This is a genomic window from Streptomyces sp. NPDC002926, assembly GCF_053591755.1.
Genome location: NZ_JBSFUK010000015.1, coordinates 111063 through 126652, shown reverse-complemented (window position 1 = coordinate 126652; position 15590 = coordinate 111063). Strand labels below are relative to the sequence as shown.

General features: G+C 69.9%; 13 protein-coding genes. 7 read left to right on the top strand and 6 right to left on the bottom strand.

Features of this window, described 5'->3' with window-relative positions:
• Nucleotides 1–142: 142 nt before the first annotated feature.
• Genes ACWDZ6_RS22330 through ACWDZ6_RS22310 form a run of 5 tightly spaced genes read right to left on the bottom strand, consistent with a single transcriptional unit; the run spans nt 143 to nt 5561 of the window.
• A complete protein-coding gene (locus ACWDZ6_RS22330; protein WP_451504246.1) occupies nt 143–1453 on the bottom strand; it encodes a DUF58 domain-containing protein in 1311 nt (436 codons plus the stop codon).
• Between the two features lie 11 nt (nt 1454–1464).
• The gene (locus tag ACWDZ6_RS22325) at nt 1465–2448 is read right to left on the bottom strand and encodes an AAA family ATPase (protein ID WP_326650278.1); all 984 of its coding nucleotides are present in this window, start codon (nt 2446–2448) and stop codon (nt 1465–1467) included.
• Entirely contained in the window at nt 2445–3641 is a 1197-nt protein-coding gene (locus ACWDZ6_RS22320) for a DUF4350 domain-containing protein (protein ID WP_451504245.1), read from the bottom strand. The genes ACWDZ6_RS22325 and ACWDZ6_RS22320 overlap by 4 nt, the downstream gene beginning before the upstream one ends.
• The gene (locus tag ACWDZ6_RS22315) at nt 3638–4327 is read right to left on the bottom strand and encodes a DUF4129 domain-containing protein (RefSeq protein ID WP_451504244.1); all 690 of its coding nucleotides are present in this window, start codon (nt 4325–4327) and stop codon (nt 3638–3640) included. Before ACWDZ6_RS22315 ends, ACWDZ6_RS22320 begins: the two co-directional genes overlap by 4 nt.
• Before the next feature lie 4 nt (nt 4328–4331).
• Nucleotides 4332–5561 (bottom strand): DUF7544 domain-containing protein, encoded by a 1230-nt coding sequence (locus ACWDZ6_RS22310; RefSeq protein WP_451504243.1) that lies wholly within the window; start codon nt 5559–5561, stop codon nt 4332–4334.
• A gap of 182 nt (nt 5562–5743) precedes the next feature.
• Between ACWDZ6_RS22310 and mtnA the strand changes: the two genes are divergently transcribed.
• From mtnA to ACWDZ6_RS22275, 7 genes are all read left to right on the top strand, one after another.
• Nucleotides 5744–6889 (top strand): S-methyl-5-thioribose-1-phosphate isomerase, encoded by a 1146-nt coding sequence (gene mtnA / locus ACWDZ6_RS22305; RefSeq protein ID WP_451504242.1) that lies wholly within the window; start codon nt 5744–5746, stop codon nt 6887–6889.
• A gap of 4 nt (nt 6890–6893) precedes the next feature.
• Nucleotides 6894–7583 carry a two-component system response regulator MtrA gene (gene mtrA, locus ACWDZ6_RS22300; RefSeq protein WP_187438793.1) on the top strand — a complete coding sequence of 230 codons (690 nt, stop codon included), beginning with the start codon at nt 6894–6896 and terminating at the stop codon, nt 7581–7583.
• 1 nt (nt 7584) lies between these two features.
• Nucleotides 7585–9618: an MtrAB system histidine kinase MtrB gene (gene mtrB / locus ACWDZ6_RS22295; protein ID WP_451504241.1), complete on the top strand. Its 2034-nt coding sequence runs from the start codon at nt 7585–7587 to the stop codon at nt 9616–9618.
• The gene (locus ACWDZ6_RS22290) at nt 9608–11464 is read left to right on the top strand and encodes an LpqB family beta-propeller domain-containing protein (RefSeq protein WP_451504240.1); all 1857 of its coding nucleotides are present in this window, start codon (nt 9608–9610) and stop codon (nt 11462–11464) included. The genes mtrB and ACWDZ6_RS22290 overlap by 11 nt, the downstream gene beginning before the upstream one ends.
• Before the next feature lie 81 nt (nt 11465–11545).
• Nucleotides 11546–12277, top strand: a complete 732-nt coding sequence (locus ACWDZ6_RS22285; protein WP_451504239.1) for a ComF family protein — start codon at nt 11546–11548, stop codon at nt 12275–12277.
• Nucleotides 12278–12607: 330 nt separating this feature from the next.
• Entirely contained in the window at nt 12608–13297 is a 690-nt protein-coding gene (hpf, locus tag ACWDZ6_RS22280) for a ribosome hibernation-promoting factor, HPF/YfiA family (protein ID WP_366732383.1), read from the top strand.
• A gap of 191 nt (nt 13298–13488) precedes the next feature.
• A complete protein-coding gene (locus ACWDZ6_RS22275; protein WP_326650269.1) occupies nt 13489–14241 on the top strand; it encodes a response regulator transcription factor in 753 nt (250 codons plus the stop codon).
• A 49-nt stretch (nt 14242–14290) separates the two neighbouring features.
• On the opposite strand, the gene ACWDZ6_RS22270 is transcribed toward ACWDZ6_RS22275, so the two are convergent.
• Nucleotides 14291–15457 carry a winged helix-turn-helix domain-containing protein gene (locus ACWDZ6_RS22270; RefSeq protein WP_389175301.1) on the bottom strand — a complete coding sequence of 389 codons (1167 nt, stop codon included), beginning with the start codon at nt 15455–15457 and terminating at the stop codon, nt 14291–14293.
• Nucleotides 15458–15590 lie beyond the last annotated feature (133 nt).

The following is a 15590-nucleotide window of genomic DNA, read 5'->3' as shown; positions in this document are numbered from 1 at the left end:
TACTGCAGGGGGGACCCTGTGGGAGAGTAGGACACCGCCGAACAATTATTGTGGGAAAGCCCCGTACCGTCATGGTGCGGGGCTTTTCTGCGTTCGGAACCCATTGCGCCAACCCCCTCGATCCGTATGCCCCGCCCGCTGCTCAGAGACGGCCGGCGGCCTTCAGCGCCAGATAGGCATCCGCGAGGGCAGGGGCGAGGTGGTCAGGCGTGGCGTCGACGACCGTGACTCCGTGGCGCTGGAGTTGTTCCGCAGTACGGCGGCGCTGAGCCTGGGCCTGGGTGCCGGCCGCGGCCTCGTACACGGCCTCGACGGTGCCTCGGGTCTTGGTCATCTGCTCGATGTGAGGGTCGGCGACCGAGGCCACGAGTACGGTGTGGCGTTTTGTGAGCTGAGGAAGGACGGGGAGCAGTCCCTCTTCGATCGGCGCGGCGTCGAGGCCGGTGAGCAGAACGATGAGGGAGCGGCGCGGGGCGCTGTGCAGTGCCGTGGCGCTGAGGCCGCGGGCGTCGGTTTCCACGAGTTCGGGTTCCAGCGGAGCGAGGGCGTTGACCACGGCCGGCAGCAGGTCACCGGCCGAACGGCTTTGCACCTGGGCGCGGATACGCCGGTCGTAGGCCAGGAGGTCCACACGGTCACCGGCGCGCGAGGCCAGTACGGTGAGGAGCAGTGCTGCGTCCATGGCCGCGTCGAGGCGCGGGACATCTCCGACCCGGCCGGCCGAGGTGCGGCCGGTGTCGAGTACGACGAGGATGTGGCGATCGCGTTCGGGGCGCCACGTGCGTACGGCGACGGAGGACTGCCGGGCGGTGGCACGCCAGTCGATGGAACGGGTGTCATCCCCGGGGACGTAGTCGCGGAGGCTGTCGAACTCGGTTCCCTGTCCGCGGATCAGGACGCTGGTGCGGCCGTCGAGCTCCCGCAGTCGGGCAAGCCGGGACGGCAGATGCTTGCGGCTGGTGAAGGGCGGCAGCACGCGCACGGTCCAGGGGACCCGGTGGCTGCCCTGGCGGGCGGCGAGGCCCAGTGGCCCGTACGAGCGGACGGTGACGCGTTCTGCCTCACGGTCGCCCCGACGCGTGGGGCGCAGGACCGTGGTGAGACGTCGACGTTCACCAGAGGGGACGGTCAACCTGTGCCGGGACGCGGCTTGTTCGGTGCCGGTGAGCCAGCTGCTGGGCGGCCAGGCGTCGCGGAGGTGGGCGCGCAGGCGGCGGCTGGAGGTGTTGGTGACAGTGAGCTGCACTTTCGCGCTGTCACCCAATCGAACTGATGTGTCACCGCTTCGGGTGAATCGGAGCGTTCGCACTGGCGCGGCGAGCGCGTAGTCGCACAGGATTGCCAGTGAGAGAGGCGCGTTCACGGCGAGCATCCCCGTCCAGCTCGGGGCGAGGATGCCTACGGGGAGAGAGCCGAGAGCTGCGAGAAGCGCCGTTCTTCCGGTGAGGGCCATGGGTCACTGCCTCATCGGGGGACGGGGACGTGGGCGAGGATCGCGGTGATGACGGAGTCGGCGGTGACTCCCTCCATCTCTGCCTCAGGGCGGAGCTGGATCCGGTGGCGCAGGGTGGGCAGAGCCAGGGCCTTCACATCGTCCGGGATGACGTAGTCCCGGCCGGTGAGCCAGGCCCAGGCGCGTGCGGTGGAGAGCAGGGCTGTAGCGCCTCGGGGAGACACACCGAGGGTGAGTGAGGGGGATTCACGGGTGGCACGGCAGATATCGACGACATAGCCGGCGATCTCGGAGGAGACGGAGGTCTTGGCGACGGCGGCGCGAGCCGCTTCCAGGTCGGCGGGGCCGGCCACGGGGCGCACGCCCGCGGACTTGAGGTCGCGTGGGTCGAAGCCTTCAGCGTGACGGGTGAGGACGTTGATCTCGTCCTCGCGGGAGGGCAGAGGGACCGTCAGTTTGAGCAGGAAGCGGTCCAGTTGGGCTTCGGGGAGCGGGTATGTGCCTTCGTACTCCACCGGGTTCTGGGTTGCGGCGACCAGGAACGGGTCAGGTAGCAGGCGGGGCGTGCCGTCGACAGTGACCTGCCGCTCTTCCATTGCTTCGAGAAGCGATGACTGGGTCTTGGGCGGGGTGCGGTTGATTTCGTCGGCGAGCAGAAGGTTGGTGAACACCGGACCGGGCTGGAAGGAGAACTCGGCGGTGCGCGCGTCGTAGACGAGAGACCCGGTGACATCACTGGGCATCAGATCGGGGGTGAACTGGACGCGCTTGGTGTCGAGTTCGAGGGACGCCGCGAGGGTGCGGACCAGCAGCGTCTTGGCGACGCCGGGTACTCCTTCGAGGAGGACGTGGCCGCGGCAGAGCAGAGCCACGACGAGCCCGGTGACAGCGGGATCCTGGCCGACCACGGCCTTGGCGATCTCGGTGCGCAGTGCCTCCAGGGAGGTGCGGGCGCGGTCCGAGTTCTGAGCTGTCTCGGGGGTCGGGGCGCTCATGAAGTGCGTACCTCTCTTTCGAGGGCGTCGAGTTGGTCTGCCAGATGAATGAGGGCGGTGTCGTCGGCCGGTGCCGGGCCGAAGAGCAGGGTCTTGAGATCCCGTTCGCCGGTGGGGAGTTGGGCCGACACCGCGGGGAGCAGGACCTCGGAGGAGTGGGCGTCGGTCGGGGGGACGCCGAGGAGCGGGGCGAGGCGGGTGCGGGTGGCCGAGCGCAGGGCTGCGGCCGCGCGGTCGCGGGCGTTCACCTTGCGGTAGAGGCGGGCGCGGCCTTCGGTGGACTCTGAAGCGCGGATGGCCACGGGGAGCCGCTCGGTCACCAGGGGGCCGAGTCGGCGGGCGCGCCAGACGGCGGCCAGGACTGCGGCGAGTGCGAGTTGGAGAGTCCCCCAGGCCCAGCCGGAGGGGACCAGGTCGAGGAATGAGCTGCTGCCGCCGTCGGTGCTGTCGTCAGCGGCGGAGCTGTCACTGAGCGAAGGGAGGTACCAGACCAGATGGGTGCGGGAGCCGAGGAGTTGCAGGGCGAGGGAAGCGTTGCCGTGCTTGTCCAGAAGGTGGTTGTAGAGGATGTCGGGGGAGCCGAGCAGGACTGTGTCGCCCTCGTTCGGCTCGTCGATCCTGAGCAGCGTGGGCAGGCCGCCGCTCGGGTAGCAGCTGTCGGCATGGGACGTCTCGGAGGCGTACCGCTCACCGCCGAGGTCGGCATTGCCGGCGCTGCGCGCGGCGGGGAGGGCGCACTGGGGGGTGAGCGCCGAAACCGGGGCCGGAGCTTCGGTGCGGGTGCCCGGGGCCAGTGCGTCGATGGACGCAGGTCCGGCGGAGAGGAGGACGGTGCGTCCGCCGGACGAGGCGGTGGCGGTGTGCAAGGTCTGCTGCTGGTGGTCCGTCAGCAGGTCGGGGGCGGCGACGAGAAGCGTGGTGTCGGGGCCGGCTGCGGAGGTGGCCTCGTCGAGGGTGGTGATGACGCGGGTGGAGACGCCGCGGCCCTTCAGGAGTTCGGCGACGGCGCGGCTGCCGTAGCGGTCCGGGGACCGGGGGTCGAGGCGGCCGTGCTCGTCACCGGAGCGCAGGGCGGCCATGGCGATCCCGCCTGCGACGAGGACGACGAGCGCGAGCAGCAGGCCGCGGGCGCGGGTCCACACCTGTCGGGTGGTGGGAGAGATGGAGGTGGAGCCGAGGGTGGCCGCGGTCATTCGGCTGCTCCTTGGGCCGCGCCGGTCAGCCGGGGCTTCGCGCGCTCGATCTCCACGTCCAGATCCCGCAGGCGGAGGTATGCCTGTCGGTCGGCGGTGCGGCCGCCGTATGTGACGTCGTCGAACTCCCGGGCGGAGACACGCAGTCCGTCGGCGTGGTCGGGGAGGGAACGGCCGGCCTCGGCGGCGGCCTCGTCGGCTGTGCGGCCCGGGCGCGGGTCGAGGACAACTCGCTCCTCCAGGGAGCGGACGATTGCCCGCATCCGTTCCTGGACGGCTTGGTTCCAGCGTCCGGCAGCGGCGTGCGCTTCAGCGGCCGCGCGGTGTTCGGACGCGCTGCGGGGGCTGTCGTCGAAGAGGGAGTCGGCGGAGCCAGGGGCGCGTCGGGGCGTGCCAAGACGCCACCAGAGAGCGGCCACCAGGCCGATGACGACCAGGATGACGACGAGGAGGCCGAGCGTGCCCCCGGGGGCGGCGCCGGACGCGGCGTCGAAGATGCTGCCGACCCAGTCCCAGAAGCGGTTGAGGCCGCGCTGGAGGAGGCTCGGGTCGTTCTCGTGGTACATCGGTTTGGACAGTTCCCGCTCCGCCGCTTCGCGGGCGGGGATTCGTGGGGTGTCCACCGGTACGTCATCGCCTGCACGAATCAGCAGCCGCGCTGTCGTCACGCCCCCCGTCGTGGACACCGCATCAGCTCCTGGTGGAGTGGTTGCCAGGCGGCTCGGAGCCGTAGCCGGGCACGCCGGCGGCCCGTGCGAGTTCGAGGTCGAGGGCCTCGCGGCGGATGCGCTGGTCCACGTAGAGGAGGACCGTCACGCCGGCGGAGATCGGGTAGGTGATGGAGGAGGCGATCACCGAGCCGATGCCCGTGATGATCAGGAAGGGCCAGCCGAAGTCGGGTGTGGTCCCGGAGAAGAGGTCGCTGAAGCTGCTGCCGTCGACCGCGTACGCGATCAGACTGAACGGCACTGCGATGATCATCGACACCAGCAGGGTCAGCAGCAGCGTGAGCGCCAGGATGCCGAAAGTCCGCCACCAGGCGCCCTGGACCAGCTTGGCGGAACGGCGAAGGGACGGAATCACGCCCTGGCGCTCCAGCATCAGAGCGGGGGAGGCGAGGGCGAACAGAATCATCAGCCAGAGGATGACGACGCAGGCCGCCAGGCCCCCGAGCAGGGCGAGCGCGATTCCCGCACCGTTGCCGAGCAGCAGGCCGGGGAGGATGCCCACGGTCATGATGGTGGCGCTCATGAGAGGCAGCAGCAGTGTCAGGCCCAGCAGCTGAGGCAGCCGGGGCCGTGCCTCGTGCCAGGCTTCGGAGAGCGTCACCGGGCGGCCCAGTACCGAGCGGCTGATCACCATGGTGAGAAGCGCCGTGGTGAAGAGCGTGCCGATCAAGGTGATCAGCAGCGCCGGGCCCATGGCGAGCAGGCTCGACTGCATCGAGTCCACGGACTGGCTGAGGGCTTCCGACGGGCTTGCGTTGGGGTCGACTTGGGGCGGATCCGGGAGCAGGTAGCGCTCGACCAGGATGTCGCAGATCTGGGAGATCACGGAGACGGTGATCGTGACGCCCAGCACTGTGCGCCAGTGGGCGCGAAGAGTCGACACCGCGCCGTCGAGGATCTCGCCGACCCCGAGAGGGCGCAGCGGGATGACGCCGGGCTTCGCCGCGGCCGGCGGCCGGCCCCAGCTGCCGCGCGGCTGACCGCTGCCCCAGCCGGGGGCGGGCGTTGGCGTCGGGCCGGGGTTCGTGCGAGGTGCGGTCGGCGCGGACCACTGTCCCGGGGGCGGCTGCTCCGGGGACCACTTCGAGGCGGGGCCGCTCTCGTCGGCGGGCTCGGCGGGCCGGGGCACGCCGGATTCCTGCCCGTCGGACGGAGCAGATCCGGGCGAGGCCCAGCCCGGAGTGTCGTTCACGGTCGTCCACCTCATGGCTTGGTCGCGAGGCCGGCTCGGCGAGCCGGCACGTTCAGGGTGCCCGTCCGCCAGTCGAGGCGGCAGGTTGGCAGCCATCGTGCCACGCGTTGTCAGCTGGTGGGCCGGGCGCTGGATCTCCTTCGCACCTTCATTGTCGGTGACTCACGGGGCAGACTGGGCGGATGGCTGATCAGTACGCACAAAACCCGGCCGGCACAGAGCCGCTCACGCTTCCCGTGCTGCGCTGGGAGGAGCCACCGGAAGGCCCCGTACTGGTGCTTCTCGACCAGACCCGGCTGCCCGCCGAGGAGGTCGAGCTGGTCTGTACCGATGTGCCTGCCCTGGCGAGGGCGATTCAGACGCTCGCTGTGCGGGGGGCGCCGCTGCTGGGCATCGCCGGTGCGTATGGTGTGGCACTCGCCGCCGCGCGGGGCTTCGACGTGGATGAGGCGGTGGCACTGCTGGAGAGTGCGAGGCCCACCGCGGTGAATCTGGGGTACGGAGTGCGGCGGGCGGCGGTCGCCCACCGGGCGGCGGTGGACAAGGGCGCGGACGCGGAACAGGCAGCCCGGACTGCGCTCGCGGCAGCCAAGGAGCTGCACCGGGAGGATGCCGAGGACAGTGTCCGGATGGCTGAGCACGGGCTGGCGCTCCTTGAGGAGCTGCTGCCGGGCGGCGGTCACCGGATCCTGACCCACTGCAACACCGGGGCGCTGGTGTCGGGAGGCGAGGGCACCGCGTTCGCGGTGGCGCTCACGGCACATCGGGTGGGCCGGCTGCGGCGGCTGTGGGTGGACGAGACGAGGCCGCTGCTTCAGGGCGCGCGGCTGACCGCCTACGAAGCGGCGCGCAACGGAATGCCGTACACACTGCTCACGGACAATGCCGCGGGATCGCTCTTCGCGGCGGGGGAGGTGGATGCCGTACTCATCGGGGCTGACCGGATAGCGGCTGACGGATCGGTGGCGAACAAGGTGGGGAGTTACCCGCTGGCGGTGCTCGCGAAGTACCACCATGTGCCGTTCATCGTGGTCGCGCCGACGACGACGGTGGACCTGAACACGCCGGACGGGGCATCGATAGAGGTGGAACAGAGGCCGGGACATGAAGTGACCGAGGTCACATCGCCGCAGATCGCGGGGGCTACCGGTGCGGGCGGCGGGATGCCGGTCGCACCGCTGGGTACCCAGGCGTACAACCCGGCTTTTGATGTCACGCCGCCGGATCTGGTGACGGCGATCGTCACCGAGGAGGGTGCGTTGTCCCCGGTCACAGGGGGAGGAATCGCGGAGCTGTGTGCCAGGTCACGCCAGGTAACGATTAGCTAATGGGATGATGTCGATTATGAAGGGACGAGTCCTTGTCGTCGATGACGACACCGCACTGGCCGAGATGCTCGGGATTGTGCTGCGTGGTGAAGGTTTCGAGCCGTCGTTCGTAGCGGACGGCGATAAGGCACTTGCCGCTTTCCGTGAGGCCAAACCGGATCTGGTTCTGCTGGATCTCATGCTGCCCGGACGGGACGGCATCGAGGTGTGCCGGCTCATCAGGGCCGAGTCCGGCGTGCCGATCGTGATGCTCACCGCCAAGAGCGACACCGTGGATGTGGTGGTCGGCCTGGAGTCCGGGGCCGATGACTACATCGTCAAACCGTTCAAGCCGAAGGAGCTGGTCGCCCGGATCCGGGCCCGGCTGAGGAGGTCGGAGGAGCCGGCGCCCGAGCAGCTGGCGATCGGGGATCTGGTCATCGATGTGGCCGGTCACTCCGTGAAGCGGGAAGGGCAGTCCATCGCTCTGACCCCGCTCGAGTTCGACCTGCTGGTCGCGCTCGCCCGTAAGCCCTGGCAGGTGTTCACCCGCGAGGTGCTGCTGGAGCAGGTGTGGGGATATCGCCACGCCGCTGACACCAGGCTGGTCAATGTGCATGTACAGCGGTTGCGTTCCAAGGTCGAGAAGGACCCCGAGCGCCCGGAGATCGTGGTGACCGTCCGTGGTGTCGGTTACAAGGCCGGGCCGAGCTGACATGTCCCGAGGCAGCGTTGCTCCGAAGCCCGGGCAGCCGGGAGTCCGTGCGGGGCGGGCTGCCGGACCGGGGTGGGGGCCCTCGCGATTCGGCCGTCTGCTCCAGGGCGGACGACTGCTCCAGGAAGGGGCGCCGGGTGGACCGGTGCCCCGGCTGGTCATGCGCTGGATCCGCCGTCCGCTGCTGCCCGCAGTGCGGCTGTGGCGGCGGAACATCCAGCTCAGGGTGGTCGCGACCACGCTGCTGATGTCGCTCGGCGTCGTGCTGCTGCTCGGCTTCGTCGTCATCGGGCAGGTGCGCAACGGCCTGCTCGACGCCAAGGGGAGGGCGGCGCAGAGCCAGGCGGCCGGTGGCTTCGCCGTGGCGCGGGAGAAGGCGAACGCGTCGGTGGGCCCCGGTGGGCAGGACGGTGCCGCCACCGATGGCAGGACCGCGCGGAGCTCCTGGCGGTCCGATCTCGTGGACCAGCTCGCCAGTGGCGGGCAGGGGGCGTTCAACCTGGTGGCGCTGAGCGCCGACTCCCAGGACGCGGGCTCCAGCCGTGCGCCCCGGACGTCGGGCGGTGTGGACCACACGAGCATTCCCGTGGCCTTGCGGGAAGCCGTCGACCAGGGCACCGGCACGTACGAGACGTACGTCCGGATCAAGTACAACAACGATGTGCACGAGCCGGAGCCCGGGCTGGTCGTCGGCACCCGGCTGAACGACATCGAGGGCAATCCCTACGAGCTCTACTACCTCTTCCCGCTGGCGCAGGAGGAGCAGTCGCTCAACCTGGTCAGGGGGACCCTCGCCACGGCCGGGCTGTTCGTGGTCGTCCTGCTGGGAGCCATCGCCTGGCTGGTGGTGCGGCAGATCGTCACGCCCGTGCGGATGGCCGCCGGGATCGCCGAGCGGCTCTCGGCGGGCCGGCTCCAGGAGCGGATGAAGGTCACCGGCGAGGACGACATCGCCAGGCTGGGCGAGGCCTTCAACAAGATGGCGCAGAACCTCCAGCTGAAGATCCAGCAGCTGGAGGAGCTCTCCAGGATGCAGCGGCGCTTCGTCTCGGACGTCTCGCACGAGCTCCGCACGCCTCTGACGACCGTACGGATGGCCGCGGACGTCATCCACGAGGCGCGCGTCGACTTCGACCCGGTGACTGCGCGCTCCGCCGAGCTTCTCGGCGATCAGCTCGACCGCTTCGAGTCACTGCTCTCCGACCTGCTCGAAATCAGCCGCTTCGATGCGGGAGCGGCGGCGCTGGAGGCCGAGGCGATAGACCTTCGCGAAGTCGTACGGCGGGTGATCGGCGGTGCCGAGCCGCTGGCCGAGCGAAAAGGTACCCGGATACGCGTGACCGGTGACGAGCAGCCGGTTGTGGTGGAGGCCGATGCCCGGCGGTTGGAGCGTGTGCTGCGCAACCTGGTCGTCAACGCCGTCGAGCACGGCGAGGGCCGGGACGTCGTGGTGCGGATGGCTGTGGCCGGCGGGGCCGTCGCGGTCGCCGTGCGTGACTACGGCGTCGGACTGAAGCCGGGCGAGGCGACTCGGGTCTTCAACCGCTTCTGGCGGGCCGATCCGGCGCGTGCCCGTACCACCGGCGGCACCGGCCTCGGTCTGTCCATCGCGGTCGAGGACGCCCGGCTGCACGGCGGCTGGCTGCAGGCGTGGGGCGAGCCCGGCGGAGGCTCGCAGTTCCGGCTGACACTGCCGCGTACGGCGGACGAGCCGCTGCGCGGTTCGCCCATACCGCTGGAGCCGGAAGACTCCCGGCAGAACCGTGAGCGTGCCGGTTTCGCGGGGCCGAAGACGAGCGGGCAGCTGCTGACGTCCGTGCCGGCTCAGTCGGCGTCGGACCGATCGTCCTTGCCCGTACCACCGCGCATTCCCGTACCACCCCGTACAGGGCCCGGTGGGGTGGATCCGGCGGCCCTTCCGGGCAACGGTGCCCGAGTGGTGGCACGACAGGCCGGGGAGCGGCGAGGCGGCGACTCAGCGCCACAGCTTTCTTCGGAACGTTCAGAACGTGAGGACACGACTCGTGGGCGCTGATCCCCGTCGGAACGGCCGCACAGGTGCCGTCCGCGCGTCCGCGCTGCTCGCCTGCAGCGGTGTGCTGCTGGCCGGGTGCGCGTCGATGCCGGACAGCGGTGACATCCATGCGGTGAAGGCGTCCCAGCGTGCGGACTCCCAGGTACGGGTGTATGCCGTACCGCCGCGGCAGGGGGCGACGCCGGGCGAGATCGTCACGGGCTTCCTGGAGGCCATGACCAGCGACGACACAAACTTCGCCGTCGCCCGGAAGTATCTGGTGCCGGCGACTTCCAGGAAGTGGCGGCCGGAGGCGGGTACCACGGTGCTGACGGCGGCGCCGGACTCGGGACAGCCCGTGGCCGGTGACCGGGAAAACCCGGGCATGGACTTTCCGCTCATCGGCAAGCAGATCGCGACGGTGGACTCGCAGCACGCCTATCAGGCGGTTTCGCCCACCCAGTACCGCACGACCATTCACCTTTCGCAGCAGAGCGGTCCGGACGGCAAGGAGTGGCGCATCGACGCTCTGCCGCCGGGGCTGGTGCTCGGAGCATCCGACTTCCAGCGCAACTACCGCTCCGTGAACAAGTACTACTTCGCCTACGCGTCCAGGAGCAATGTGGTCGTGGCCGATCCTGTTTTCATCCGGCAGCGACTGGATCCGGTGACCCGTATGGATCCGGTCACCCAGACGGTCAAGGCGCTGCTCGAAGGCCCGACCGACTGGCTGAAGCCTGTGGTCCAGTCGCCGTTCCCCGCCGGTACGGCGCTGAAGAAGGGCACCAAGGCGCTGGTGTTCGACGACCGGAACGCGCTGAAGGTGCCGTTGAACGAGACGGCGTCCAATGTGGGCCACTCGCAGTGCATGAAGCTGGCGGCCCAGATCCTCTTCACCCTGAAGGACCTTTCGTCCACGCGGATCGAGCAGGTGGAGCTGCAGCGTGCGGACGGCTCGCAGCTGTGCGTGCTCGACGGTGGCCAGGCGGAGGCGATCGCGCCGGACCACACCTCGGTCAGGCCCGTCAACCAGTACTTCGTCGACAAGAAGAAGCAGTTGGCGCTGCTGTCGGGCGGTGCCAAGGACATGAGCGAACCGCAGCATGTGCCGGGGCCGTTCGGCAATGGGCAGCTGCCGGTCGGCGTGGTGGGCGTGGCCCGCGACGAGCGCACCGCAGCTGCGGTTTCCACCGACTTCAGCCGCCTCTTCGTGGCGTCCATCAAGTCGGGGAGCGAGGTGGGTGACGCGCTGGTGCAGAGCAAGGGCAAGGACCCCGCCCATCGCCTCTCGGCGCCCAGCTGGGACGGCCGGGGCGATCTGTGGGTGGCGGACCGCGACCCCACGAATCCGGCGCTGCTGCGCCTCGCCGGCGGTTCCGGCGCACCGAAGAACGTCAAGATCCTGCCGGGTCTCGGGGGTGCGCGTATCGAGGCGCTGCGGGTGTCGGCGGACGGTGTGCGGATCGCGCTGCTGCTCACCAAGGACGGGAGGACCACGCTGCAGATCGGACGCGTGGAGCGCCAGGGCTCCACCGACAACCCGGTGGTCTCCGTGGCGGATCTGCGGCCTGCCGCGCCCCAGATGGAGACGGTGACAGCCGTCTCCTGGGCCGGTTACAGCAGGCTCGTGGTGGTCGGCAAGGAGTCCGGCGGGGTCCAGCAGGTGCGCTACATCCAGACGGACGGCTCGAGTTCGGCCACGAGCATTCTGCCGGGGCTCAACCGGGTCAAGGCCGTTGCGGCGTCGGACGACGAGAACCGGCCCCTGGTGGCGTACTCCGAGGACGACGGCATCGTGTGGCTGCCGACGGGTGCCAACTGGCAGACGCTGGTCGAGGACGGATCTTCCCCGGTCTATCCGGGGTAGGGCCGCCGGACGACGGTCACCCCGCGGGCCAGTTGTCCACAGGGGTGGCAGGGTGCCGCCGGTGTTGGCACAGTGGTTGCCATGCGGGGGTGGTGGCGCGAAATCTCCGGTCTGGTGCTGCCGGCCGCCTGTGGCGGCTGCGGCGTTCCTCGTACGCAGCTGTGCGAGGAGTGCGCCCGAGCGCTGCACGGCGCCGCGGCACGCCGGGCGAGGCCTGTGCCGGAGCCTGCGGGCCTGCCGGTTGTGCATGCCGCCGCCCCGTATGCGGACGCTGTACGTGCGGTGCTGCTGGCGCACAAGGAGCGGGGCGCTCTGGGGCTGGCCCGGCCGCTGGGTGTCGCGCTCGCCGGGGCGGTACGGGCCGCGGTGCCGGTTTCCCGGGCCGCCCGGGGACGGTGGCCGCTGCTGCTCGTACCCGTGCCGTCCGCTCGGTCTGCGGTCAGGGCACGCGGTCACGACGCCGCGCGGCGGATCGCGCTGGCGGCGGCGGGTGAGCTTCGGCGCACGGGGACCGAGGCGAGGGTTCTACCGGTGCTGCGGCAGCGGCGGGCGGTGGCCGACCAGTCGGATCTCACGGCCCGCGAGCGGGTGGCGAACCTGGCGGGGGCACTGGAGGTGGTGGCCGGAGGCGGACGGCTTCTGGAGGGCGGCCGGGCAGTGCTGGTGGACGACCTCATGACGACCGGGGCTTCGCTGGCCGAGGCGGCGCGGGCGCTCCGTGCCGGCGCAGGTCTGCGATGTGCTGGATTTCTGCAGCCGAGCGCAGCGGTTGTCGCGGTACCTCCGCTGTCTTTGGAAATAAACTGGAACTGACGGGGAACTCACATCGTTGCAGGTTGTAAGAGAGGAAAACGCTCCTAACGGAGGTACGCGCTGGTAGCGGGTGCCGACACCCGTCCGATCGAGCTATGTTCGGTTGTGAGGAATGGCTGTAGCCGTATCTCACCCGAATGCACTGTCGTGCTTCCGGTCAGGGGTTCGAGGATGCGAGAACCTCGAAAATTGATGGGGTGGAGATCTTGTCGGCTGGGGAGGAGGAGGTGAAAGTCCGTCCGAGGCTCCGGTGATCACCGGGGTCTGGTGCAAGAGGGAGACGCTCCGCAGCCTGCGAGCGGGCGGGGCTATCCGGGAACGGAGTTCTGCGTGGACATCGTCGTCAAGGGCCGCAAGACCGAGGTGCCAGAGCGGTTCCGCAAGCACGTGGCCGAGAAGCTGAAGCTGGAGAAGATCCAGAAGCTCGACGGCAAGGTGATCAGCCTGGACGTCGAGGTGTCCAAGGAGCACAACCCGCGGCAGGCCGACCGTTCCGACCGCGTGGAGATCACACTCCACTCCCGAGGCCCGGTGATCCGGGCGGAGGCAGCGGCAGCCGATCCGTACGCAGCGCTCGATCTGGCCACGGGCAAGCTGGAGGCGCGGCTGCGCAAGCAGCACGAAAAGCGTCACAACCGCCGCGGCAGTGGCCGTATTTCGGCATCCGAGGTGGCCGATGTCGTTCCCGGCGTCGCCGAGTTGAACGCCAATGGCCGGCCCGTCGCCGAAGAGGCGCCCCAATCCATTCCCACCACCAGGGTCGGCTCGCTCGAAATCCAGGGCGAAGGACCGCTGGTGGTCCGCGAGAAGGTCCACACCGCAGCCCCGATGCTGCTCGACCAGGCGCTCTACGAGATGGAGCTGGTCGGGCACGACTTCTATCTCTTCGTCGACTCCGAGACGAAGCAACCCAGTGTCGTCTACCGACGGCACGCCTACGACTATGGCGTCATCCATCTGGAGTCCGACCCGCTGGCCGGGTCCGAGGCGGGCGGCGCCGGAGGTGCACTCGGCGGCTGACCCCGTCCAGCAGGCGGCTGGTGCCCCTGGAGCGCCCCATGCGCCCCCAGGGGCACCACCGCGCGGCCACGGGACCACCGCTGTGTCGTCCGGGCATGAAAGCATGGCGTCGTAAGCCAACCGATGCGCTGTGCACTGACGTTGGCGAACCACTCATGATCTTCAGGCCACGGCCTTCAGGGGGAGGAACGATGGCGGACAGCTTCGGGCCGGTTCACGACGACGCCGGCGACGCCGGTGCCACAGTCAGCGACACCGGCGCGGACACCGGCGACTCACGCGGGGAGCCGATCCGCGTCCTCGTGGTGGACGACCACGCCCTCTTCCGGCGGGGCCTGGAAATCGTCCTCGCGCAGGAGGAGGACATCCAGGTCGTCGGCGAGGCGGGCGACGGCGCGGAGGCTGTCGACAAGGCCGCCGATCTGCTGCCCGACATCGTGCTGATGGATGTGCGGATGCCCAAGCGCGGCGGCATCGAGGCCTGTACCTCCATCAAGGAGGTGGCCCCGAGCGCGAAGATCATCATGCTGACGATCAGCGACGAGGAGGCCGACCTCTACGACGCGATCAAGGCGGGCGCCACCGGCTATCTCCTCAAGGAGATCTCCACCGACGAGGTGGCCACCGCGATCCGTGCGGTGGCCGACGGCCAGTCGCAGATCAGCCCGTCCATGGCGTCCAAGCTGCTCACCGAGTTCAAGTCGATGATCCAGCGCACCGACGAGCGCAGACTCGTCCCCGCGCCCCGGCTGACCGACCGGGAACTGGAAGTGCTCAAGCTGGTGGCCACGGGGATGAACAACCGTGATATCGCGAAGCAGTTGTTCATTTCCGAGAACACCGTGAAGAACCACGTCCGCAACATCCTGGAGAAGCTGCAGCTGCACTCCAGGATGGAGGCCGTGGTCTACGCGATGAGGGAAAAGATCCTCGAGATCCGGTAGCGGGCAACGACGCGGCCCGGCAGCGGTCAGGAGCTGCGGCAGGAGCAGGTCATGAGGAGACGGCCCGGACCAGGTCCGCGGTGAGCTCGGCGCGGTCGACCCGCTCGATCCGTACGGAATCGCAGCCGACCCACTCCGCCGCTTCGCGCAGCGCCTGCGCCATGGGTGCCACCGCCTTCGGGGTGTCCAGGGACACCTGGCGTGCCACCAGCGTCGTCCCCTCGCGTGCCGGGTCGACGCGGCCCAGCAGCCTGCCGCCCGACAGCAGCGGCATCGCGAAGTAGCCGTACACCCGCTTCGGCTTGGGGACGTACGCCTCCAGGCGGTGGGTGAAGCCGAAGAGCCGCTCGGTGCGCGCCCGCTCCCAGATGAGGGAGTCGAACGGTGAGAGCAGGGTCGTACGGTGCCGGCCGCGCGGCGTGGAGGCGAGTGCCTCGGGGTCCGCCCAGGCAGGCTTGGACCAGCCCTCGACCGTGACGGGGACAAGCCCGGAGTCCGCGACCACCGCGTCGAACTGCTCTCCCTTGAGCCGGTGATAGTCCGCGATGTCGGCGCGGGTGCCGACGCCGAGCGCCTGCCCGGCCAGCCGGACGAGCCTGCGCAGGCACTCCGCGTCGTCCAGCTCGTCGTGCAGGAGCGCGTCGGGCACGGCACGCTCGGCGAGGTCGTACACCCGCTTCCAGCTGCGTCGCTCGGTGCACACCACCTCGCCGTACATCAGCGCGCGCTCGACGGCGACCTTCGACTCCGACCAGTCCCACCACTCGCCGCCGTTCTTCGCGCCGCCCAACTCCGTCGCGGTGAGCGGGCCTTCGGCGCGCAGCTGTTTGATCACCTGGTCGTACGAGCCGTCCGGCAGGTCGTGGTACCAGTGCGGGCGGGAACGGTAGGCACGGCGGCGGAAGGCGAAGTGCGGCCACTCCTCGACGGGCAGGATGCAGGCCGCGTGCGACCAGTACTCGAAGCTGTGGCCCTCGGTCCAGTACGCGTCCTCGACCGTCCTGCGGCCGACCGCGCCGAGGCGGGCGTACGGAATCAGCTCGTGCGAGCGCGCCAGTACGGAGATCGTGTCCAGCTGTACGGCGCCGAGATGCCGCAGCACGCCCCGCACCCCGCCGCGCCGGTCGGGCGCGCCCAGGAACCCCTGGGCGCGCAGCGCTATGCGGCGCGCCTCGTCGGCGGAGAGTTCGGCGGCGGGAGGCGGCAGCGTCGTCATGCTCCGCACGATAGACGTCGGCACTGACAACCGGCCCCGGGTTCGGACCCGCGCAGAGTTCAGCCCAAAGGTCAGCCCGAGGCTGCCCGAGATCAGCCCGAGGTCACCCCCGAAGGTCATCCCGAGGTCAGTC